General features: G+C 63.0%; 14 protein-coding genes. 13 read left to right on the top strand and 1 reads right to left on the bottom strand.

Annotated features, from left to right (window positions below; all coding sequences use genetic code 11):
* Positions 1-116 precede the first annotated feature (116 nt).
* From ACH0BZ_RS15830 to ACH0BZ_RS15785, 10 genes are all read left to right on the top strand, one after another.
* On the top strand, positions 117-1,655 hold the full coding sequence (locus ACH0BZ_RS15830; RefSeq protein WP_406899681.1) for a hypothetical protein: 1,539 nt from the start codon (positions 117-119) through the stop codon (positions 1,653-1,655).
* An 802-nt stretch (positions 1,656-2,457) separates the two neighbouring features.
* Positions 2,458-2,988 carry an NYN domain-containing protein gene (locus ACH0BZ_RS15825; protein ID WP_406899680.1) on the top strand — a complete coding sequence of 177 codons (531 nt, stop codon included), beginning with the start codon at positions 2,458-2,460 and terminating at the stop codon, positions 2,986-2,988.
* On the top strand, positions 2,985-4,931 hold the full coding sequence (locus tag ACH0BZ_RS15820) for an N-6 DNA methylase (RefSeq protein ID WP_406899679.1): 1,947 nt from the start codon (positions 2,985-2,987) through the stop codon (positions 4,929-4,931). Before ACH0BZ_RS15825 ends, ACH0BZ_RS15820 begins: the two co-directional genes overlap by 4 nt.
* A gap of 144 nt (positions 4,932-5,075) precedes the next feature.
* Complete coding sequence (locus ACH0BZ_RS15815) at positions 5,076-7,052, top strand: N-6 DNA methylase (RefSeq protein WP_406899677.1); 1,977 nt, start codon at positions 5,076-5,078, stop codon at positions 7,050-7,052.
* Positions 7,049-8,269 (top strand): restriction endonuclease subunit S, encoded by a 1,221-nt coding sequence (locus ACH0BZ_RS15810; RefSeq protein ID WP_406899676.1) that lies wholly within the window; start codon positions 7,049-7,051, stop codon positions 8,267-8,269. The genes ACH0BZ_RS15815 and ACH0BZ_RS15810 overlap by 4 nt, the downstream gene beginning before the upstream one ends.
* Before the next feature lie 2 nt (positions 8,270-8,271).
* Positions 8,272-11,382: a type I restriction endonuclease subunit R gene (locus ACH0BZ_RS15805; protein WP_406899675.1), complete on the top strand. Its 3,111-nt coding sequence runs from the start codon at positions 8,272-8,274 to the stop codon at positions 11,380-11,382.
* Positions 11,383-11,411: 29 nt separating this feature from the next.
* Entirely contained in the window at positions 11,412-11,945 is a 534-nt protein-coding gene (locus ACH0BZ_RS15800; RefSeq protein WP_406899673.1) for a hypothetical protein, read from the top strand.
* 548 nt (positions 11,946-12,493) lie between these two features.
* Positions 12,494-13,423, top strand: coding sequence for a GIY-YIG nuclease family protein (locus tag ACH0BZ_RS15795; RefSeq protein WP_406899672.1), 930 nt, complete (start codon positions 12,494-12,496; stop codon positions 13,421-13,423).
* Positions 13,424-13,656: 233 nt separating this feature from the next.
* A complete protein-coding gene (locus ACH0BZ_RS15790; RefSeq protein WP_406899671.1) occupies positions 13,657-13,908 on the top strand; it encodes a toxin HicA in 252 nt (83 codons plus the stop codon).
* Positions 13,905-14,240, top strand: coding sequence for a type II toxin-antitoxin system HicB family antitoxin (locus ACH0BZ_RS15785; protein ID WP_406899670.1), 336 nt, complete (start codon positions 13,905-13,907; stop codon positions 14,238-14,240). Before ACH0BZ_RS15790 ends, ACH0BZ_RS15785 begins: the two co-directional genes overlap by 4 nt.
* Positions 14,241-14,287: 47 nt before the next feature.
* Here ACH0BZ_RS15785 and ACH0BZ_RS15780 read toward each other — a convergent pair whose 3' ends face one another.
* Positions 14,288-15,163, bottom strand: coding sequence for a LysR family transcriptional regulator (locus ACH0BZ_RS15780; protein WP_406899669.1), 876 nt, complete (start codon positions 15,161-15,163; stop codon positions 14,288-14,290).
* 86 nt (positions 15,164-15,249) lie between these two features.
* Between ACH0BZ_RS15780 and ACH0BZ_RS15775 the strand changes: the two genes are divergently transcribed.
* The 3 genes from ACH0BZ_RS15775 to ACH0BZ_RS15765 all read left to right on the top strand — a co-directional run bounded on the left by ACH0BZ_RS15775 (position 15,250) and on the right by ACH0BZ_RS15765 (position 18,051).
* Positions 15,250-16,260, top strand: coding sequence for an LLM class flavin-dependent oxidoreductase (locus tag ACH0BZ_RS15775; protein WP_406899667.1), 1,011 nt, complete (start codon positions 15,250-15,252; stop codon positions 16,258-16,260).
* A gap of 25 nt (positions 16,261-16,285) precedes the next feature.
* A complete protein-coding gene (locus ACH0BZ_RS15770) occupies positions 16,286-17,146 on the top strand; it encodes an amidohydrolase family protein (RefSeq protein WP_406899666.1) in 861 nt (286 codons plus the stop codon).
* A gap of 74 nt (positions 17,147-17,220) precedes the next feature.
* Positions 17,221-18,051, top strand: coding sequence for an SDR family NAD(P)-dependent oxidoreductase (locus ACH0BZ_RS15765; protein WP_406899663.1), 831 nt, complete (start codon positions 17,221-17,223; stop codon positions 18,049-18,051).
* The last annotated feature ends 152 nt before the right edge of the window (positions 18,052-18,203 follow it).

Genomic DNA, 18,203 nt, shown 5'->3' with positions numbered 1-18,203 from the left:
TCGAGCAGAGCTACTACGCCGCTCTCAACCGAGAGCTTCAACCAACATAGGAGCGGCGGGAAACCTCGGGCGGTTCAATCCTTGATCTCACGCGGGAGCAGCTCGACGCCGTCGACATGACCCTCACCGCTCAGCAGGCCGCGGACCTGCGCTGGGGCGTCATCGATGCCCGCCGCGAATACGGGCGGTTCCACGGCTGGTGGGATCGCATTACCGCGGTCCTCGAACCGTACTGGGACGTGCCCCGGCGACGCATCACCGTCGACGAGTTCGACGAGATCTTGGAGCAGCGCAGTGAAGAGGACTGGGCTACGAGTCGGCACCGATGGGAAATCCTGCAGCGGATCTGCAACCTGCTGATTCGGGCGTCCATCGACACCATCACACCCATGCCCGGTGCTACCTACGGTATCGATGAGACCACCCTCATGGCCGCCGCACCCGACCGCGACCTTGGCACCCAACCAGGCAAGAAGCGATCCGCCATGCCCGCAGCGTCGTATTTCACCCGGGACCGCGGCGTCGTCGTCGAGCACGCCGACGGCACCAAATCCCGTGGCGGCGACAAGCGCGGCGTCGGTGTCGGTGTCACCGCGCTGTCGAGGTTCGGGCCCCGGCACAATCTCGTGGCCGCCGCGCCGGTGTACGTGGCGGTGGAGTTCGGCCTGGTCACCTCGGGCGATCCCGCTCGCGCGCTCGGCGCGATCGACCGCGCCCAAGCCGCCGGCCTGGCCCTGCCCGGCTCGAAGGGACGTCGGCCCCCGCTGCTCGCGATCGACATGGGCTACTCGATCAAGAGGGGTTTCAACGATGGCCTGCTCCGGCGCGGTTACTCGGCGAGTTTTCACTACCGGGAGGGCTGGCAGGGAGTGTCGATGTCGCCGTCGGTACTCAGCCCCAGCCGCGGCCGCGAGGACACCGGACCCGTCCACGCCTGGGGTGGACACTTCTGCCCCGCCGTGGCCCACCTTCTTGGTGAGAATCTTGTCGCGCGCACCGATGACATGAAGACGACCGAGCACTGGGACCGGCACGACGCGCGTCTGCGGCAGATCCTTCCCGCGAGAATGGGTGTCAACGGCCGGCCCAAAATCCGGCGTTGCGGTACCGGTCGACCGGTGACCGGTATCGATGCCCCCACCGAATTGCGGCAGACCCTCATCTGCCCGGCCGTGCAGGGCCGCGTCCAGTGCCCCCTCAAGCCCGACTCGATGAGGAGCCTGGCCGACGGTGACCGGCAGCCGGACGGCCGACCCTGGGGCCCGGAAATGCGACCGACCTGGGAAGCCGACCGCTACCTGTGCTGCCGAAACTCCCAGGTCACGGTGCCGATGACCGAACGGCAGGTCCGCAACCACCAGCCCGGCCTCCAGGCCGGGAGCTGGGAGCACATCTTCTTCCTCGAGGCCGCGCGTGCACTGACCGAGCAGCGGTTCGCCGACCTGAAATCCGCCCACGTGGGAGGCCTGGCCTCCGTGCAGACCGGGCCACGCTCGACCGCGATGGTCTACCTGGCCATCACCATGGCGATGGCCGCCACCAATCGTCGGTCCCAGGACTCCCACCTCGCCTGGCCGCGGGAGGCGAAAAATAGGTGGCCCGACCTTCGCCGCCGGCTCGGCCGCCCACCGATGGAGTCCCCACCCCTGACCTGATGCCGAGCCGCAAGGCCCCGCCGACCCCCATTGTCGGCGGGGCCTTTGGCCGTTCCAGAACAAGCTTGGGCAGGTGCCAGCCGAGATCACAACAAGGTGCCGCGTGTCAAGAAAGGCGTGGAACTCCTGGCGCTAACCCTCTGACCAGCAGTTTTCATCGGCTGCAATTGCCAGGCTTTATGAACCGCCCACCACCGAGCAGTTGGAGCTTACTTCGGCTGCGAGCGAAGCCGGCCGGAAGGCCGGTTTTCGTGCATTTGTGCTTGAGAGTTTCGCGGTAGTCAGTCGGGCCATCCTTGTGCGGGATGAGGGACATGAGGTCCCGAACCTGCCCGGGAACGCCTAGTCGGCCGAGAGCCCACGTGGACGAAGTCTTCGTCCGAGCCCTGCGACTTCTGCCGATGGAGAGGCCGATAGAGCGTCGACTCCACCCAAAAGTTCCAACTCGATTCGTGCCGAGGACGCCACCGGGCCCGCACGCTCCCACAGCTGGCGAAGGGCACCTCCTCGCCGCTGTCTCCTAGACGGCCCAGCAGCGTCCCGATCCGATCAGCCATCGAACGGCCACTTCGCAGAAGTCTGTATCAATAGATCCTGGACCTGAAGGGGCGACGTTTCATGACTCTGGAAATCACCCTGTGACACAGCGCCGATGGCGGGTTCGTGATCGTCTCGCACGGGTGTACCTCAAGGGCACGTCTGGCGCCCCTGCGCACCAAACCGAGCTCACGCCAGATATGTAAACGAGATGTTTTGCGGTTTTCGTTGACAGCCATCTGAGTTGTGGTCTACAGTCATTGCCATGAACAAGATGCGTACACAGAAGGTCCAGCCCGCCGAAACCGCCACCAACGAGAACAGAGAGCGCCCACCGTCACTACGAGGAAGGCGCCTGATCCTGATCGACATAGAGAACATCTCCGGAGGTGCGATTCGGAGCCTCGCCGAAGCGAGATGGGTGCACAGGATTCTCGACTCCACGCTCGGACTTAGACGTCAAGAGCAGGTGATCGTCGGAGTGAGCAAAGCGGGCGCGATCCACACCTGGCCCGAATGGACCTCCGCCCGGCTGGTCGTCGGAACCGGCGTCAACGGCGCGGACCACGCCCTGTTAGACGTCCTGAACAACGAGAACATTGCAGACCGATTCGACGAGGTCGTCCTCGTCTCCGGAGACGGGATCTTCACAGAGACAGTCGCCACCCTCGGCCGCTACGGCGTAAAGGTCACCGTCGTAGCTCACCGAACATCACTGGCCAAGAGGCTCCAGATGGCCGCCTCCCAGGCCGTGACCTTCACCCCCCACCAGATCAACCTCGAAGGTGCAGCATGAGCAGCCCGTCCCCCATCCCTACGTCCCTCGTCGCCGCAAGCGACATCGCCGACCTCGCCGGGGTCTCGCGTGCAGCGGTCAGCAACTGGCGCCGCCGGCACGCCGACTTCCCCAAGCAGGCCGGCGGCACCCAGACCAAGCCTTTGTACGACCTGGCCGCAGTGAAGGCGTGGCTCTCCCAGCAGGGCTACAACGTCGACCGGGTCTCTGCCGAAGCGAAGGTCTGGGCCTCGATGAACACACTCCGTGGCCCGTACTCACCCGAGCAGTCGGCCATGATCGTCCTGGGCCTCGCCGCCGAGCGGGTCATGGGAGACGACGTCCCGGCCAGCCTCGAGCTGTCACACCTGACGTCATCGCACGAAGGCGACCAGAACCGGATCGAGCAGGTCCGGCAGGTCGTCGCCTCGGTCGATGAATCCGACCTGGCCTCGGTCGTGGACTTCGCCCTCGAACGGACCGCCGGGGCCGAAGGCCGGAAAGGTGCCTGGTCGGACATCATCGGCACACGCACCAGTCATCTCCTGGCCTCGGTGGCTGCGAACCATCCCGGTGGCGTGGTGTACGACCCCGCGTGCGGAATCGCCTCCGCTCTCATTGACCTCGCCGACGCCAGCACGTTCGACGACTACATCGGCCACGACATCAACGATCGCGTTCTCGCGATCGCCAAGGTCCGAGCCGCTCTACACCGGGTACCGCTCCAGGTGGCAGAAGGCGACATCCTGCGCACCGACCCCGATCCGGGACTGCGCGCAGACGTCATCATCGCCGAGCCCCCATTCGCAATGCGGATGGAGGCCGACTCCCGACTGACCGACCCCCGGTTCAGCTTCGGAGCACCGCCAGCCATTAGCGCCGACACCGCCTGGCTGCAGCACGCCATCGCGCACCTGACAGACACCGGTCGTGCATTCATCCTCACACCCCACTCGCCACTTTTCCGCGGCGGCGCCGAAGGACAGATCCGCGCCGAGATCCTGCGACAAGGCTGCGTCGAGACCATCGTCGGCCTGCCCGGAGGGATGGCTTCCAACACCTCCATCCCCCTCGCACTGTGGGTACTGCGCCGACCGACCAACACGCACTCGGACGTGCTGTTCATCGACGGCTCAGACGTCAACGACGCAGAAAAGCACGTCGCACGATGGCTGTCGGACGAGTCCGCACTGGCCGAGGTACGCCATGTCCGGGTTCCTGTCGATGACGTGGTCGACGACGAAGCCCAGCTGACCCCACAACGCTGGCTCGCCACCGATGAACGCTCCGCCGACGAAGTGCAGACTGCGTTCGCCGCCGCGACCACAGCGATGCGCGACGCCACCCAGGCGCTGGCAAAGGCTTCAGGGCGGATCACGTTTGCCCAAGACGCCCCCTCGCGGACCCTCACCGTCAAGGAACTCATCCGCGAAGGCGTCATCGAACGGGGCAGAGGCCGCGCAACCCGGAATCCCAGCGATGAACTCAAGGCCACCATCGTGGGCGCACGGGCGATCACCTCCGGGGAACTCCCCGACCGGGCCAATCCAGACCTGGTCAAGAACGTCGAGAATCTGTCCAAGCCCTCAGACGTCCTGGTCCTCACACAAGCTGGTATCCGCGCCCTAGTCGACGAAGACGGTGGACACTACCTGTCGCCAGTCGTCGACAGGATAAGAGTGCTCAAGCCCGACGTCGTGGATCCCCACTACCTGGCAGCGATGCTCAGCGGCTCCTGGAACACCCGGTTTCTCGTCGGCTCCACCATCCAGCGGGCCAAACTCATCGACCTCGAGGTACCCCTGGTCCCGATGGACGACCAGAAACGCCTGGTTGCAGCACTCGCTGAAATCGAGCAGCTCCGAACCGCAGCGGACACCATCACCACAGCGAGCCAGAACCTCGCATCCAACCTGATGGACGCCGTCCGCTTCAACATCACCCTCGACACAACCAAGCAGTAAGGACTAGATCTTCGTGTGTGGGGCAGGAACGCCCTGCCCCACACACCGGTAGATCTACGCCCACCGCAGCTCAGTGTCCGCCAGTGTCGGACTGGGCCGATAGCGTCTCAGCACACACTTCTTCACATAAGGACTTACCCCAGAATGCCCACCACCAACGCCGCCTTCATCTGGTCCATCGCCAACAAGCTGCGGGGCCCCTACCAGCCCAACCAGTACGGCGACGTGATCCTGCCGTTCACCATCCTGCGGCGCCTGGACGCGATCCTCGCGCCCACCAAAGCGGACGTACTCACCCAGTACGCCAGGTTGCAGGACAGCGGCATCGACCCGTTCGTAGTTCTGCGGTCGAAGTTCGGGCTGCCGTTTTTCAACACCTCGGTGTGGGACTTCGGCAAGCTCGCCGCGGACCCGGCGGGCCTGGCGGACAATCTCATCGACTACATCGAGGGGTTCTCGGCCAACATCCGGGACGTCTTCGACGGCTACAAGCTCCCCGAACTGATCGAGGATCTGGACAGAAAGGACCGCCTGTTCCTGATCGTCAAGGATTTCGCGAACGTGGACCTGCACCCGGATCGGGTCAGCGGCCACGACATGGGCTACATCTTCGAGGAGCTCATCCGGAAGTTCGCCGAGTCCAACAACGCCCAGGCCGGTGACCACTTCACTCCGCGCGAAGTCATCTCGCTCATGGTCGACTTGCTCTATGCCGACAAGGACCTCGAGCTCACCACTCCGGGCATCGTGCGCACCATCTACGACCCCGCGGCGGGCACGGGCGGCATGCTCTCGGTCGCCTATGACCACCTGGTGGAGATGAACCCCGACGCAAAACCGGTGCTGTACGGCCAGGAAATCAACTCTCGCTCGTACGCCATGTGTAAGTCGGACATGGTGATCAAGGGCCAGGGCGTGGACAACATCTACAACGGCGACACGCTCACCGACGACGGCTTCCACGCTGAACACTTCGACTTCCTGCTGTCCAACCCTCCGTTCGGAGTGGAATGGAAGACGCAGCAGAAGGCGGTCAAGGACGAACACGAGCAGCGAGGCTTTGCGGGCCGGTTCGGTCCCGGCCTGCCGCGGGTGTCCGATGGGTCGCTGCTGTTCCTGATGCATCTGATCAGCAAGATGCGGCCCGTCCGCTCCCCGGAGGACAAGGGCTCCCGGCTGGCGATCGTCCTCAACGGCTCGCCCCTGTTCACCGGCGGCGCGGGCTCGGGCGAGTCCAACATCCGGCAGTGGATCATCGAGAACGACCTGCTGGACGCGATCATCGCGCTTCCGACGGACATGTTCTACAACACCGGTATCTCCACCTACATCTGGATCCTGGACAACGCCAAGACAGACGAGCGCAAGGGCAAGGTCCAGCTCATCAACGCGGTCGAGATGTTCGGCAGAATGCGCAAGTCTCTCGGCTCCAAGCGCAAGGAACTGCGCCCGCAGGACATCGAGAAGATCTGCGAACTCTACGACGGCTTCGAAAACCACGACAACGACGACGAGGCGCCCGCCCTCTCGAAGGTGTTCCCCAACTCGGATTTCGGATACCGCACCATCACGGTGGAACGCCCCCTGCAGCTGCGATTCCACATCGCCGACGATACGGCTGACCTCGTGCTCGCCACCAAGTCGATCGCCAAGCTCGCTGCGGCCGACCAGGACGCCATCCGCAGCGCCCTCGGCAGTCTCTCGGGTCGTTCGTGGACCAACCGTGACGCCTTCGTCACCGAACTCAAAGTAGCCCTGAGGTCTGCGGGCATGGCCAAGATCGGCGCCCCGGTCATCAAGACGATCTGGACGACGATCGGCGAGCACGATCCGGGGGCCGACGTCATCACCACCAAGGGCAACCTCGAGCCCGACACCTCACTGCGCGACACCGAGAACGTGCCACTGTCCGAGGACGTCGACGAGTACTTCGCCCGCGAGGTCCTGCCCCATGTGCCGGATGCGTGGATCGACCACGACAAGACCCGCGTCGGCTACGAGATCCCCTTCACGCGCCACTTCTACCGCTACACCCCGCCCCGCCCTCTCGAAGAAATCCAGAAAGACCTGCGCCAACTCGTGACGGAAATCCAGGCCATGCTCGCGGAGGTGGGGGCGTGATCAAGACGGGCCCCTACCCGATGGTGCAGCTTCGCCGGCTGGCACGGCAGGCGAGTATCTCGTCATCCCCGATCAAGAACACCGTGCAGGCTGAATACTCGGACGGTCTCTACCCCGGATACAGCGCGAGTGGTCAAGACGTTTGGCTGATGCCTGATCAGGCCACCTTTAATGGGAATGGAATCGTCGTTAGCGCAGTGGGGGCACGGTGCGGAAAGTCTTTCCTCGCCTTCGGCCGATGGGGCGTTACAGCCAATACTGCCGTTCTTCTCCCGAGAGAAAGGGTCTCAGCAAGGTTCCTGTGGTACATACTCAACAACGAAAACTTTTGGATCAAGGGCCAGACAGCACAACCGTACGTGCAACTCGGCCCTTCTATGGCATTACCAATCCCATCACCATCGCCGCAACAACAGGTTGAGATCGCAGCGTTCCTCGACCGCGAGACCGCCAAGTTCGATGCGCTGATCGAGAAGCAAGAGCAGCTCATCGCTACCTTGCGCGATGACCGTGCCGCCACGATCACCCACGCGGTCACTAAGGGCCTCGATCCGAAGGTCGACATGAAGGAGTCTGGGGCGCGTTGGGTCGGTGAGGTCCCGGCACACTGGACGCTCGCCAAGATTAAGCACGGATTCTCTGTGGTGCTGGGCAAAATGTATCAAGACGAGATGAATCGCCCTGATGACGTGCAGCTTCCACACCTAAAAGCGGGAAGCATCACCGAGCGTGGTCTCAATCTAGAAGGCCCGATGATGTGCTGGTTCACTCCTTCGGAGGTCCGATCTCTTGACCTCCGCAAGGGCGACATTCTGGTTGTTGAAGGTGGCGCCATTGGGCGCTGTGTTGTGCTTTCGGAAGACTTAGGCGGTTGGGGCTTCCAAAAGTCCCTAAACCGGGTTCGCGCTCGCGGCAATGACAGCCCTAAATTTTTGGCTTACCTGATCGAGGCAGCAACTTTATCGGGACATGTTTCGATTCTGTGCGGCAAGGCTACGATCCCGCACTTTACAGCCGAGAAAGTTGCTGAACTGGAATGGCCCCACCCTTCGATCGATGAGCAGATTTCGATAGTCGAGTTTCTCGATGAACGCTGCTCAAAGATCGATTCACTCATCGACAAGTCGGCCGAGATGATCGAGACGCTTCGCGAGTACCGCTCCGCCCTGATCACCAATGCGGTGACGGGGCAGATCGATGTGAGGGAGGCTGTGTAGTCATGGCGCAGCATCACGAGTCCGTGCTCGAGGGCGAGATCTGCGCGCATTTGGCCGCGCACGGCTGGGAGTACTCGCCCAACGATGCCGGGTACGACCGCGACCTCGCCTTGTTCCCGGAAGACGTGTTCTGGTGGTTGCAGCAGACGCAGCCGAAGGAATGGGACAAGCGCGTCAAGCCCGCCGACCCGCCCGCGGCGCGGGAGAAGTCCAAGACCGCGCTCCTGCAGCGGTTGGCCAAGGCGCTTTCGGCAGATCTCAAGGCCGACGGCGGGACGCTGGCGGTGCTGCGGCGCGGCTTCTCGGATTTCAACGCGGACTTCGCGATGTGCCAGTTCAAACCCAACTCGGGGCTCAACGCCACCACCGCCGCCAAGTACCGGGCCGTGCGCCTGCGGGTCATGCGGCAGGTCCACTACTCCAAGGCCAGCCCGAAGAAGTCCATCGACCTGGTGTTCTTCTGCAACGGCATCCCGGTGGCGACGGCCGAACTCAAGACCGACTTCACGCAGTCGGTCGAGCATGCGATCGAGCAGTACAGGAAGGACCGCCTACCCAAGGGCGAGCCGCTGCTCGGCTTTGCCACCCGCGCCCTGGTGCACTTCGCCGTCTCGAACACCGAAGTGCACATGACCACCCGGCTCGCCGGCCAGGACACCGTGTTCCTGCCGTTTAACCGCGGCAACGGCCACCACGCCGGCAACCCGCCTAACTCGCACGGCTCGGCCTCCGCCTACCTGTGGGAGACGATCCTTCAGCGTGACACCTGGCTGGAGATCCTCGACCGGTTCATGCACCTGGAGATCACCGAGAAGCGCGACCCGGACACCGGAAAGAAGACCCGCAAGGAAACCCTGCTGTTTCCGCGCTACCACCAGTGGGAAGCGGTCACACGACTCGTCCAGGCCGCCCGCACCGAAGGGCCGGGAAATAAGTACCTCGTCCAGCACTCCGCCGGCTCGGGAAAGACCAACTCCATCTCCTGGCTCGCCCAGCGACTGTCGTCACTGTATGGCGATGACGACGACAAGGTGTTCTCCTCCGTCATCGTGGTCACCGACCGGACCGTGCTTGATGCGCAGCTGCAGGAGGCCATCCACCAGATCAACCGCACCACCGGCGTCGTGGCCCACATCGATGGGCTGACCGGTTCGAAGTCCTCAGAACTGGCCGAGGCTCTTGAGTCGGGGACCCACATCGTCGTCGTCACCATCCAGACCTTCCCCTACGCTCTGGACGCAATATCCGACCGCACCACCCTCCGAGGTCGGTCCTTTGCGATCATTGCCGACGAAGCCCATTCCTCCCAGGCTGGCGGTGCCTCCAACAAACTCAAGCAGGTCCTGTCGCAGGCCGAGCTCGACGAGGTCGCCCAGGGCGGGGCCGTGTCGGCGGAGGACCTGCTCGCAGCTGAGACCAAGGCCCGCGCCGAGGCCGGCAATATTTCCTTCTTCGCCTTCACCGCCACACCCAAGGCCACCACGCTCGAACTGTTCGGCCGCCCGGGCTCCGACGGCACGCCGCAACCGTTTCACCTGTACTCGATGCAGCAGGCGATCGACGAGGGCTTCATCCTGGATGTCCTGCGCAACTACACCCCGTACAAAACCGCGTTCCGGCTGTCCCACAACGGCAAGTCCTACGCCACTACCGACACCGACACCGGCACCGTCGCGGTCACCACCGACGGTGGCGACGACGACCTCGTGGACCGGACCGCCGCGGTGAAGTCTGTGATGAACTGGGTCAAGCTGCACCCCACGAACATCTCGCAGAAGGTGCAGATCATCGTGGAACACTTCCGCCAGAACGTGGCCTGGCGCCTGAACGGGCAAGCCAAGGCGATGGTGGTGACCAGCTCCCGCAAGGCCGCCGTTCGCTACAAACTCGCCTTCGACAAATACGTTCAAGAACACGGCTACACCGACGTCGCCGCCCTGGTGGCGTTCTCCGGCGAGGTCGCCGACCCCGAGACCGGGACCACCGACCCCTACAGCGAGACGAACATGAACCCCGGACTGAAGGGCCGGGACCTGCGGGACGCGTTCGACACGAACGAGTACCAGGTCATGCTCGTGGCCAACAAGTTCCAGACCGGCTTCGACCAGCCGAAGCTCGTGGCCATGTACGTCGACAAACGCCTCGGCGGGGTCCAGGCCGTGCAGACCCTGTCCCGCCTGAACCGGACGTTTCCGCCGTTGAAGGACCAGACGTTCGTGCTGGACTTCACCAACGATGCCGCCGTCATTGTCGACGCGTTTAAGCCCTACTACACCGCGACAACCCTGGCCGACGTCTCCGACCCGAACATCGTCCACGACACCGAACGCAAACTCGCCGGCTCCGGCATCTACGACAAGTCCGAGGTCGACGGTTTCGCCGACGCCTACCTCGCCAAAGAAGGCCACAACGCCCTGGTCAAGTGGGTCTCCCCCGCAGCCAGCCGGTTCACCAACAGAATGGATGCCGCAGTAGCCGAATCGGACGTAGTCGAGATCGACGAGCTGGAGATGTTCCGCAAGGACGCACGCACCTACGTGCGCCAGTACGAGTTCCTGTCCCAGCTGTTCGACTACGAGAACCCGTGGCTGGAGAAACTCGCCCTCTACCTCAAAATGCTCACCCCGTTCCTGGACAGCGGGCAGAGGGACACCCCGATCGACCTGTCCCCGGTCACGATCGACTACATCGGCCACCACAAACAGGCCACCCACGACGCCGCACTCACCGGAGGCACACCACTCGAACCCGCCCGTGAGGCCGGCACCGGGACCGTCCGCGACCCCGACATGGTCGCCCTCGATGAAGTGATCGACCGGATTAACGACCTGTTTGCAGGTGATCACCCTGACTCCTCCGTCCGGAACGTCGTCGTCCACATCACCGACCGCCTCCAGGAGAACGAGAACCTGCAGAAACAGGCCAAGAACAACACCCTCGCCCAGTTCTCCGCCAGCCCCGACATCGACATCGCCTTCGTCGACGCCGTCATCGGAACCATGGACTCCTCCGCAGACCTTTCAACTCAGATCCTCAACAACCCCGACCTAGCCAAACGCCTCCTCGGCGAACTCCTGCCCGGCATCTACCGGGCCCTCAGCAAGGCAAGCTGAGCCGCGGACGTGGCAGAACGGAGACCCGAGTGAGCAGTTGGTTCAGTGTTGGCATCGGCCCGGTGCGATTCGGAAAGTCCATCAAGGGCCCGTCCCAGACCTCGTCCTCTTCTTCGATGGGATGTGGTGGAGTGGCGGGGACCGCGCTGCTCGGATTGGTCATCCTGCCCTTCCTCGTCCCTTGGCAGACCACAGCAACGGTGTACGGAACGATCGCTGTCATCGCCATGGTCGTTGGAGCCATCGCGCTTGCCATGTACCTCAAGACCAAGCGATACCTTCGCCAGCGCGAACTCGAGCGGGAGGAGGGGAAACGTGAAGCGGACGAACGCAAGTTCCAGGCAGCCATCCAGAGACAGGCACGGGAAGACCAGCGACGCTTCGGAGCAGCCGCCCAGAGGCAAGCGCGCGAGGACCAGCTGCGGCTAAAAAAAGAGACGGCCACCGCCAAGAAGAAGCAACGTGCCCACCAGCGGCAAGCGTGGATAGAAGCAGGAAAGAACTCAGTCCCTCGTCTGAACCTGAAATCTGACACACCCGATTCCGAGCCTCAGCCGGATTAGCAGATTCCAGAGCCACAAAGACCCTCCAAGGGAAATTGTGCTGCGACCGCACGGACTCAACAACTGAGTGAAACGCATCCCACGCGTCGATGATCCACATCATGACATCATCGAACGAACCACCTGCTCTAACGGAGCCTGCCTCCGAAGAGCTTGCAGATCTCCCCAATAGAACCATCACCATGCACAGAGGGGTGCGACGATGCCGACAGGGCCTAGTCACTACGTACTTCGGAGGGAAAACGGTCCAGGATCACGGTGGGATGAGCCCTGCCGTTGCATGATCGGCCACGATCATAATCCCGACGGATACAGCGTTTGGGATAGCGACCTAGAGCGGTGGGACCGAGAGGAAGGCCGCTCGGGCGCCGAGCCGACCTGTCCTGCATGTGGCGGTACTGGGGCGTGCGCTCTTTGCGGACCTGACTAGGACGTAGTGGGTCCCTTCCGGATCCGGAAGGGCCGGATTACCCCACCACCCGAGGGGCGACTGAGAACGTGGCATCGGTGCCAAGCACCCCGGGCGCGAAAGCAGGAGGATTGAAACCATGAGTCTTGGAAAGTCCGTTCGGCTGTTCCTGGCCGAAGGCACTCCCGGCGGGCTGTTAACTGCCGAAATCATGAACTGGACCGGCCATGTCACCGCAGCACCACGCTCGGATCTGGCAGCCCTATTGAAGCGCTCCGAGGTCAGTCGCACCGGAGTGTATCTTCTTCTCGGCGATGACCCCGACGGGCTCAGCGGGCAGATGGCCTATATCGGTGAGGGCGACGATGTTCGCAAACGGCTCTACGACCACGGCCGGCCTGAGCCCCAAGGAGGAAAGGACTTCTGGGACCGCGCTATCGTGCTGACCAGCAAAGACGCCAACCTAACCAAGGCACACGTTCGCTACCTCGAAAGCCGCCTGATCGAGCTCGCCGCGCAAGCCCAGCGCGCCCGTCTTACGAACGGTACAAACCCCCCACGAATCACGCTTCCCGAGGCCGACGTCTCCGACATGGAGTACTTCCTCGACCAGGTCAAGATCATCCTGCCCGTACTCGGGGTGAACCTCTTCCGATCCCTCGCAACACCTCTCTCTCCTGCGGTTCCAGAGACGGGCCCTCGAACGGAAACCACGGTGTTCGAGATGACACTTAAACGACACGGACTCACTGCGACTGCCCGGGAAGTGGACGGCGAGTTCACCGTGCTCGAAGGATCCCGAGCACGACGCGAATGGTCCGGCGACGAGACGCAGTCTTACGCGCGGCTGCGAGCCAAGCTCGAACAGGACGGCACCCTCGCGCCTTCCCCTGACGACGCATCTATGTACTTCACCAGAAACTATGTCTTCAACAGCCCGAGCGCCGCCGCCGCGATCGTGGCCGGTCGAGCTGCAAACGGCCGAACTGAATGGCTCGTCCAAGGACACCGCGCCACCTACGGCCAGTGGGAAACTCAAGGCATCGACGAAGCGATGACCTCGGAGTAGGGACAAGACTCTCCATAGGGCGACAGTCGAACCGATCTGGAGCGACCCGCTCGGGTCCGCCGATAATGTGGCATTAAGTCAAACTCGCAGGTCAGAAGCCCGAACTGAACCTTCCGCCCAGGGACTGACCGTGCCGAGTCCTGCTTAGATCCGCGCCACTCACACACCGACGAACCGCCACAAGCGTTGCGCCCGCCCTGGCTTTGCGCTAGCGCATGCGCTAGCATGTAGTGGTGACGAAGGCCGACAAGCTCCGGGCAGCAATCGAGCGCAACCGGAAGTCGGTGTCCTTCAATGACTTGCACGCCCTGTGCCTGCAAGTCTTTGGCGAGCCTCGCCAGCAGGGCACCAGCCACGCGGTGTTCAAAATGCCCTGGCCGGGCGATCCCCGGGTGAACATCCAGCGGGGCAAGGACGGCCAGGCCAAGCCCTACCAGGTCAAACAAGTACTCGCCGCGATCAAGAAGATGGAGGAGCTGTCATGAGCGATATCGATGTCCGTCGCTACTCGTACCGAGTCCAGTGGTCACCCGACGACAACGAGTACGTCGCCACCGTTCTGGAATTTCCGTCGCTGTCCTACCTCGACCAAGACCAAGCGAAGGCACTGCAGGGCCTGGTGGAGGTCGTGGCCGGCGTCGTGGACGACCTCACCTCCACAGGCGAGAGCGTGCCGCAGCCGTTCGCCGAACGCTCCTACAGCGGCACCATCTACGTCCGCACCTCAGCAGAAGTCCACCGCCGGCTGGTGATGGAGGCCGCGGAGAACCACGTCTCCCTCAATCAATGGGCCGCCCAGCGACTCGCCAGCGCATAGCCCAACCAATGCGCTCGGGGCTGGGCTCGGCAGCGTCTCCCCCGTTGTCAGGACAACGCTGATCTCGCCGCTGCTAGCGCGGTCGCGACCACCGGGTGGGTTTCGGATTCTGTCCGGAAGTTGAGGTGCCAGTCGACTTTCCACGGTTGCGCTAATGGTCGAGAGACACGACCTGGAGGCTGGTCGTCTGCGATGGACTGGAGCACGAGAAGCGTGGATTTGCCATCTGCCACCAGATCGGCACCAGCGACCGCTCCGAACGCTGTGGAGCGAGTCCAGTCAGGCGTGTGCCCGCGCCGATTGAACTCGTGCTCGACTGCAAAGTCCCATGAGCTCATCGCTCGATCGATAGAGACCATCGGGTGGTACGCGAGCATGCTGAAGGTGACTTCGTCGCACTTCGCCAGTGGGTGGGTGCGCGACATCAGCGCTGTCGCCGTTTCATCCGCCACCCAGATGGACGTGACACCCGGCCCTTTCACTTTCGACCCGAGCGCGATGTCGAGCCGCCCCTCAAGCAACTGCGTTCTTACGTCCTCCCATGGCACAGTCGCCTGGTGCACCGGGACAGAGACCTCTTGGCGAATTGCCGTGAGCACGCGGCGCACCAAAGGCAGCGATGACTCGGTGACATGGACTCTCAGCCGCGTGCTGCCCCCAGCCAATTTGGTGTCAGCGACGGCGACTTGGACACGGTGCAGGAGCTCGCGTCCTCGCCTGGCCAGCATCCGTCCAGCCGCTGTCGGTTCGACGCTGCGGCTCGTCCTTTCAAAGAGCTTCACCTCCAACTTCCGTTCGAGGCGCGAGATCGCCTGGCTCAAAGCGGGCTGCGCCATCGGAATAGCCTTGGCAGCCCGGGTGAAGTTCAACTCCTGCTCCAGCTTCACCACGTAACGAAGCTCCTGGAGCGTCACATCAATCATCTCGCCATACTAAATCGGGTCCGCAAAAGTATTGGTGCCCCACGTCACACAATGGGAGGTTCAAGGCACGCAACTTGGAGGTACCAATGCGAGTCGGACTCACACTCGAAATGCGACAGTCCCCCGAACGACCTCAGCCGTGGACAGAGCTCTGGGAGGACTGCCTGTGGCTCTTTGAACAAGCCGAGCAACTCGGCTTCGATTCACTGCTGGTCCAAGAGCACTTCTTCACCGACGACGGCTACGGGCCCTCGATGCCGATTTTTCTCAGTGCTCTGGCCACCAGGACGCACTCGGCACGAATTGGATCGTATGTGTATGTCGCTCCGCTGCATCATCCGCTTGCCCTGGCACAGGAAACGGCGGTGCTGGACCAGCTCTCTGGCGGTCGTCTTGATGTGGGGATCGGGATCGGCCACCGAGTAGCCGAGTACGCGGCTTTTGGGTTCAATCCCAAGACTCGGCCCTCTCGCATGGAAGAGTCCATCGAACTTCTCAAGCTGGGATGGTCCGGGCAACCGATCACTTACAACGGCCGGTACTACACGATCGACGGTCTTCAAGTTCAGCCCACTCCCGCCCAGCAGCCACACCCGCCGCTATGGGTCGCGGCGACCACCACCCCCGCGGCTGAACGAGCTGGCCGGCACGGCGCCAACTTGGCTGGAGCCACTGTCGATCCAGAAGTCCACGAGGCCTACCACGCAGCGCTGGAGGCAGCGGGGCACGCACGGGGCTCAACCCGCGTGTCCAATCCGTGGAGCATCACGGTCACCGACCAAAACCCCGACACGGTGTGGCAGCGCAACAAGCAGCACTACTTCAATCGCTGGGACTACTACAGACAGATACGTACCGAGTTCGGCGACCCAGACCTCGACTACGGGTTGGCGCCGGCGCCGGACGCCTATCGCGCCAATGAGCTCATCGGCAACGCCGATGAGGTGCTGTCCACGCTTGAGCCCCATGTCAAGGGTCTGGGACTGACTGACCTCGTCCTGTTTGGGCCCCACCCCGGAATTGACCTCCGAACCGAAGGCATCGAATCGCTCCAAAAGTTCGCCGAAGAAGTCCTACCCACCCTCAAGACCTGGTGACCAGCTCACACCTACGGAGGACCCCATGACACTGCACATTGTTGACGCCCACATGCACTTCTGGTCCGTGACCGACAACGACTGGTACGCCGCGCTTAAACCGTTTGCCGAGCAGGTCGGTAGCGATACCCTATTCGCCAATTTCCTGCCCGACGACTACACGGCGGCCGCGCCCGAGGTGGACGTGCAGAGCTTTGTTCACGTCTCGGCCACCACCACCCCACGGATGTACCTGGACGAGACTCGCTGGGTCAATCAACTCGCTGACGACCATGGCCTCAGCCTGGGCATTGTCGGAAGTATTGACCCGACGTTGCCGGCAGACGAGATGCTCGCCGACCTGGACGCCCAAGCAAGCTCAGCCACCAGAAGGTTTCGGGGTGTGCGCGTTTTCCCCGGCCTTGACCCCGACCTCCCCGCAGCCACGGTCTTGCTGGACTGGTTGGAAACCCACGATTTCATCTTCGATCTCGTCGCCCAACCCGACACGATGGCGAACTGGACTGAAAAACTCACTCAACGCCCGGACCTGCGAACGGTCATTGAACACACCGGATGGCCCAGCGCAGTCGACGAAGCGGGGTTTGATCACTGGCGCACCGCAATAGGCGAGCTGGCTGCGCGCACAGACGCGCTCTGCAAAGTGACCGGTCTGGGCATGGCGACAATGGAGTTGTCCGAGTCCACGCTCCGCCCGTGGGTGGAAGGTGCCATCGGCGCGTTCGGCTGGGACAGAGTGGCATTCGGCAGCAACATGCCGATCGAGACCATCGCCGGTTCATACCGTCAACTGATCGACTCGATGGAAGCCATCCTCGGACACTGCTCCGACAGTGAACGAGAGCGCTTCTACCTCTCCAATACTCGTCGCTGCTACCGCCTGTGAACCGACGGACTGACCTCGTAGACACGCGTCTCTAGAACTTCTCGAACACACCTACCTCGAGGAGGTACGAACCAATGAGTAATCTTCACGATCGAGTGGCCTGGGTGACCGGTGCTGCCCGCGGGCAGGGTCTGGCGCATGCCAGGGCACTCGCGGCGGCCAGCGCCCACGTCTATCTGACAGACATCGCCAATCAAATCGACACGGTGGCCTACCCAATGCCCACCGCGCAGGACCTCGAGTCGGCGGCCGCTGGCATCCGCGACAGCGGAGGCCAAGCCACCGCGGTCCGCCTCGATGTCCGAGATCCCAATGCGGTCAACAAGTTCGTCAACGATGTGTCCACACAGCACGGTCGACTCGATGTCCTCATCGCCAATGCGGGCATCTGCGCGTTCTCCTCGATCGAGGAGATGTCCGACACACAATGGCGCGACATGATCGAGACCAACCTGACCGGCACATTCAACTCCGTGCGTGCAGCCGTTCCCGTGATGGCGCGCAACAACTGGGGCCGCATCATCGGAATCTCCTCCGGCGCCGGCCGAGGCGGAATGAGCCACCTGGGGCACTACGGGGCCACAAAATGGGGAATCATCGGTTTCCTCAAGACCCTCGCCCTGGAGGTGGGTGGCTACGGGATCACCTCAAACATCGTGTGCCCCACTACCGTCAACACACCCATGGTCATGAACTCAACCACCTGGGCACGCTTCCGGCCAGACCTCGACGCCCCCGATCTCAACGACGTAAGACCGGCCTTCACCGGGCTTAGCCCGCTAGGCGTGCCCTGGCTCGAACCGGAAGATGTCACCCGAGCCGTCATGTACCTCGTGAACGACCCCGGCCTGACCACAGGCACCGTTCTCGAAGTCAACCTGGGCACCTCCGCTACGCGCACCTGAGCCCCTCGCCCAGCCACAGGCCATGCAACGATCGAGGGCGGAAGCCACATGGATCGACAGCATCGCACCACTGCGTGAACCGCCCGAGGTTTCCCGCCGCTCCTATGTTGGTTGAAGCTCTCGGTTGAGAGCGGCGTAGTAGCTCTGCTCGA

The sequence above is a fragment of the Dietzia sp. 179-F 9C3 NHS genome, from assembly GCF_045369825.1.
In the GTDB taxonomy this organism is placed as follows: domain Bacteria; phylum Actinomycetota; class Actinomycetes; order Mycobacteriales; family Mycobacteriaceae; genus Dietzia.
This window is presented reverse-complemented; position numbering and strand designations above follow the sequence as displayed.

Excerpts from the sequence above, each read along its gene's own strand:
- ACH0BZ_RS15830 (WP_406899681.1), top strand. The coding sequence starts at position 117 with ATGACCCTCACCGCTCAGCAGGCCGCGGACCTGCGCTGGGGCGTCATC.
- ACH0BZ_RS15825 (WP_406899680.1), top strand. The coding sequence starts at position 2,458 with ATGAACAAGATGCGTACACAGAAGGTCCAGCCCGCCGAAACCGCCACC.
- ACH0BZ_RS15820 (WP_406899679.1), top strand. The coding sequence starts at position 2,985 with ATGAGCAGCCCGTCCCCCATCCCTACGTCCCTCGTCGCCGCAAGCGAC.
- ACH0BZ_RS15815 (WP_406899677.1), top strand. The coding sequence starts at position 5,076 with ATGCCCACCACCAACGCCGCCTTCATCTGGTCCATCGCCAACAAGCTG.
- ACH0BZ_RS15805 (WP_406899675.1), top strand. The coding sequence starts at position 8,272 with ATGGCGCAGCATCACGAGTCCGTGCTCGAGGGCGAGATCTGCGCGCAT.
- ACH0BZ_RS15795 (WP_406899672.1), top strand. The coding sequence starts at position 12,494 with ATGAGTCTTGGAAAGTCCGTTCGGCTGTTCCTGGCCGAAGGCACTCCC.
- ACH0BZ_RS15785 (WP_406899670.1), top strand. The coding sequence starts at position 13,905 with ATGAGCGATATCGATGTCCGTCGCTACTCGTACCGAGTCCAGTGGTCA.
- ACH0BZ_RS15780 (WP_406899669.1), bottom strand. The coding sequence starts at position 15,163 with ATGATTGATGTGACGCTCCAGGAGCTTCGTTACGTGGTGAAGCTGGAG.
- ACH0BZ_RS15775 (WP_406899667.1), top strand. The coding sequence starts at position 15,250 with ATGCGAGTCGGACTCACACTCGAAATGCGACAGTCCCCCGAACGACCT.
- ACH0BZ_RS15770 (WP_406899666.1), top strand. The coding sequence starts at position 16,286 with ATGACACTGCACATTGTTGACGCCCACATGCACTTCTGGTCCGTGACC.
- ACH0BZ_RS15765 (WP_406899663.1), top strand. The coding sequence starts at position 17,221 with ATGAGTAATCTTCACGATCGAGTGGCCTGGGTGACCGGTGCTGCCCGC.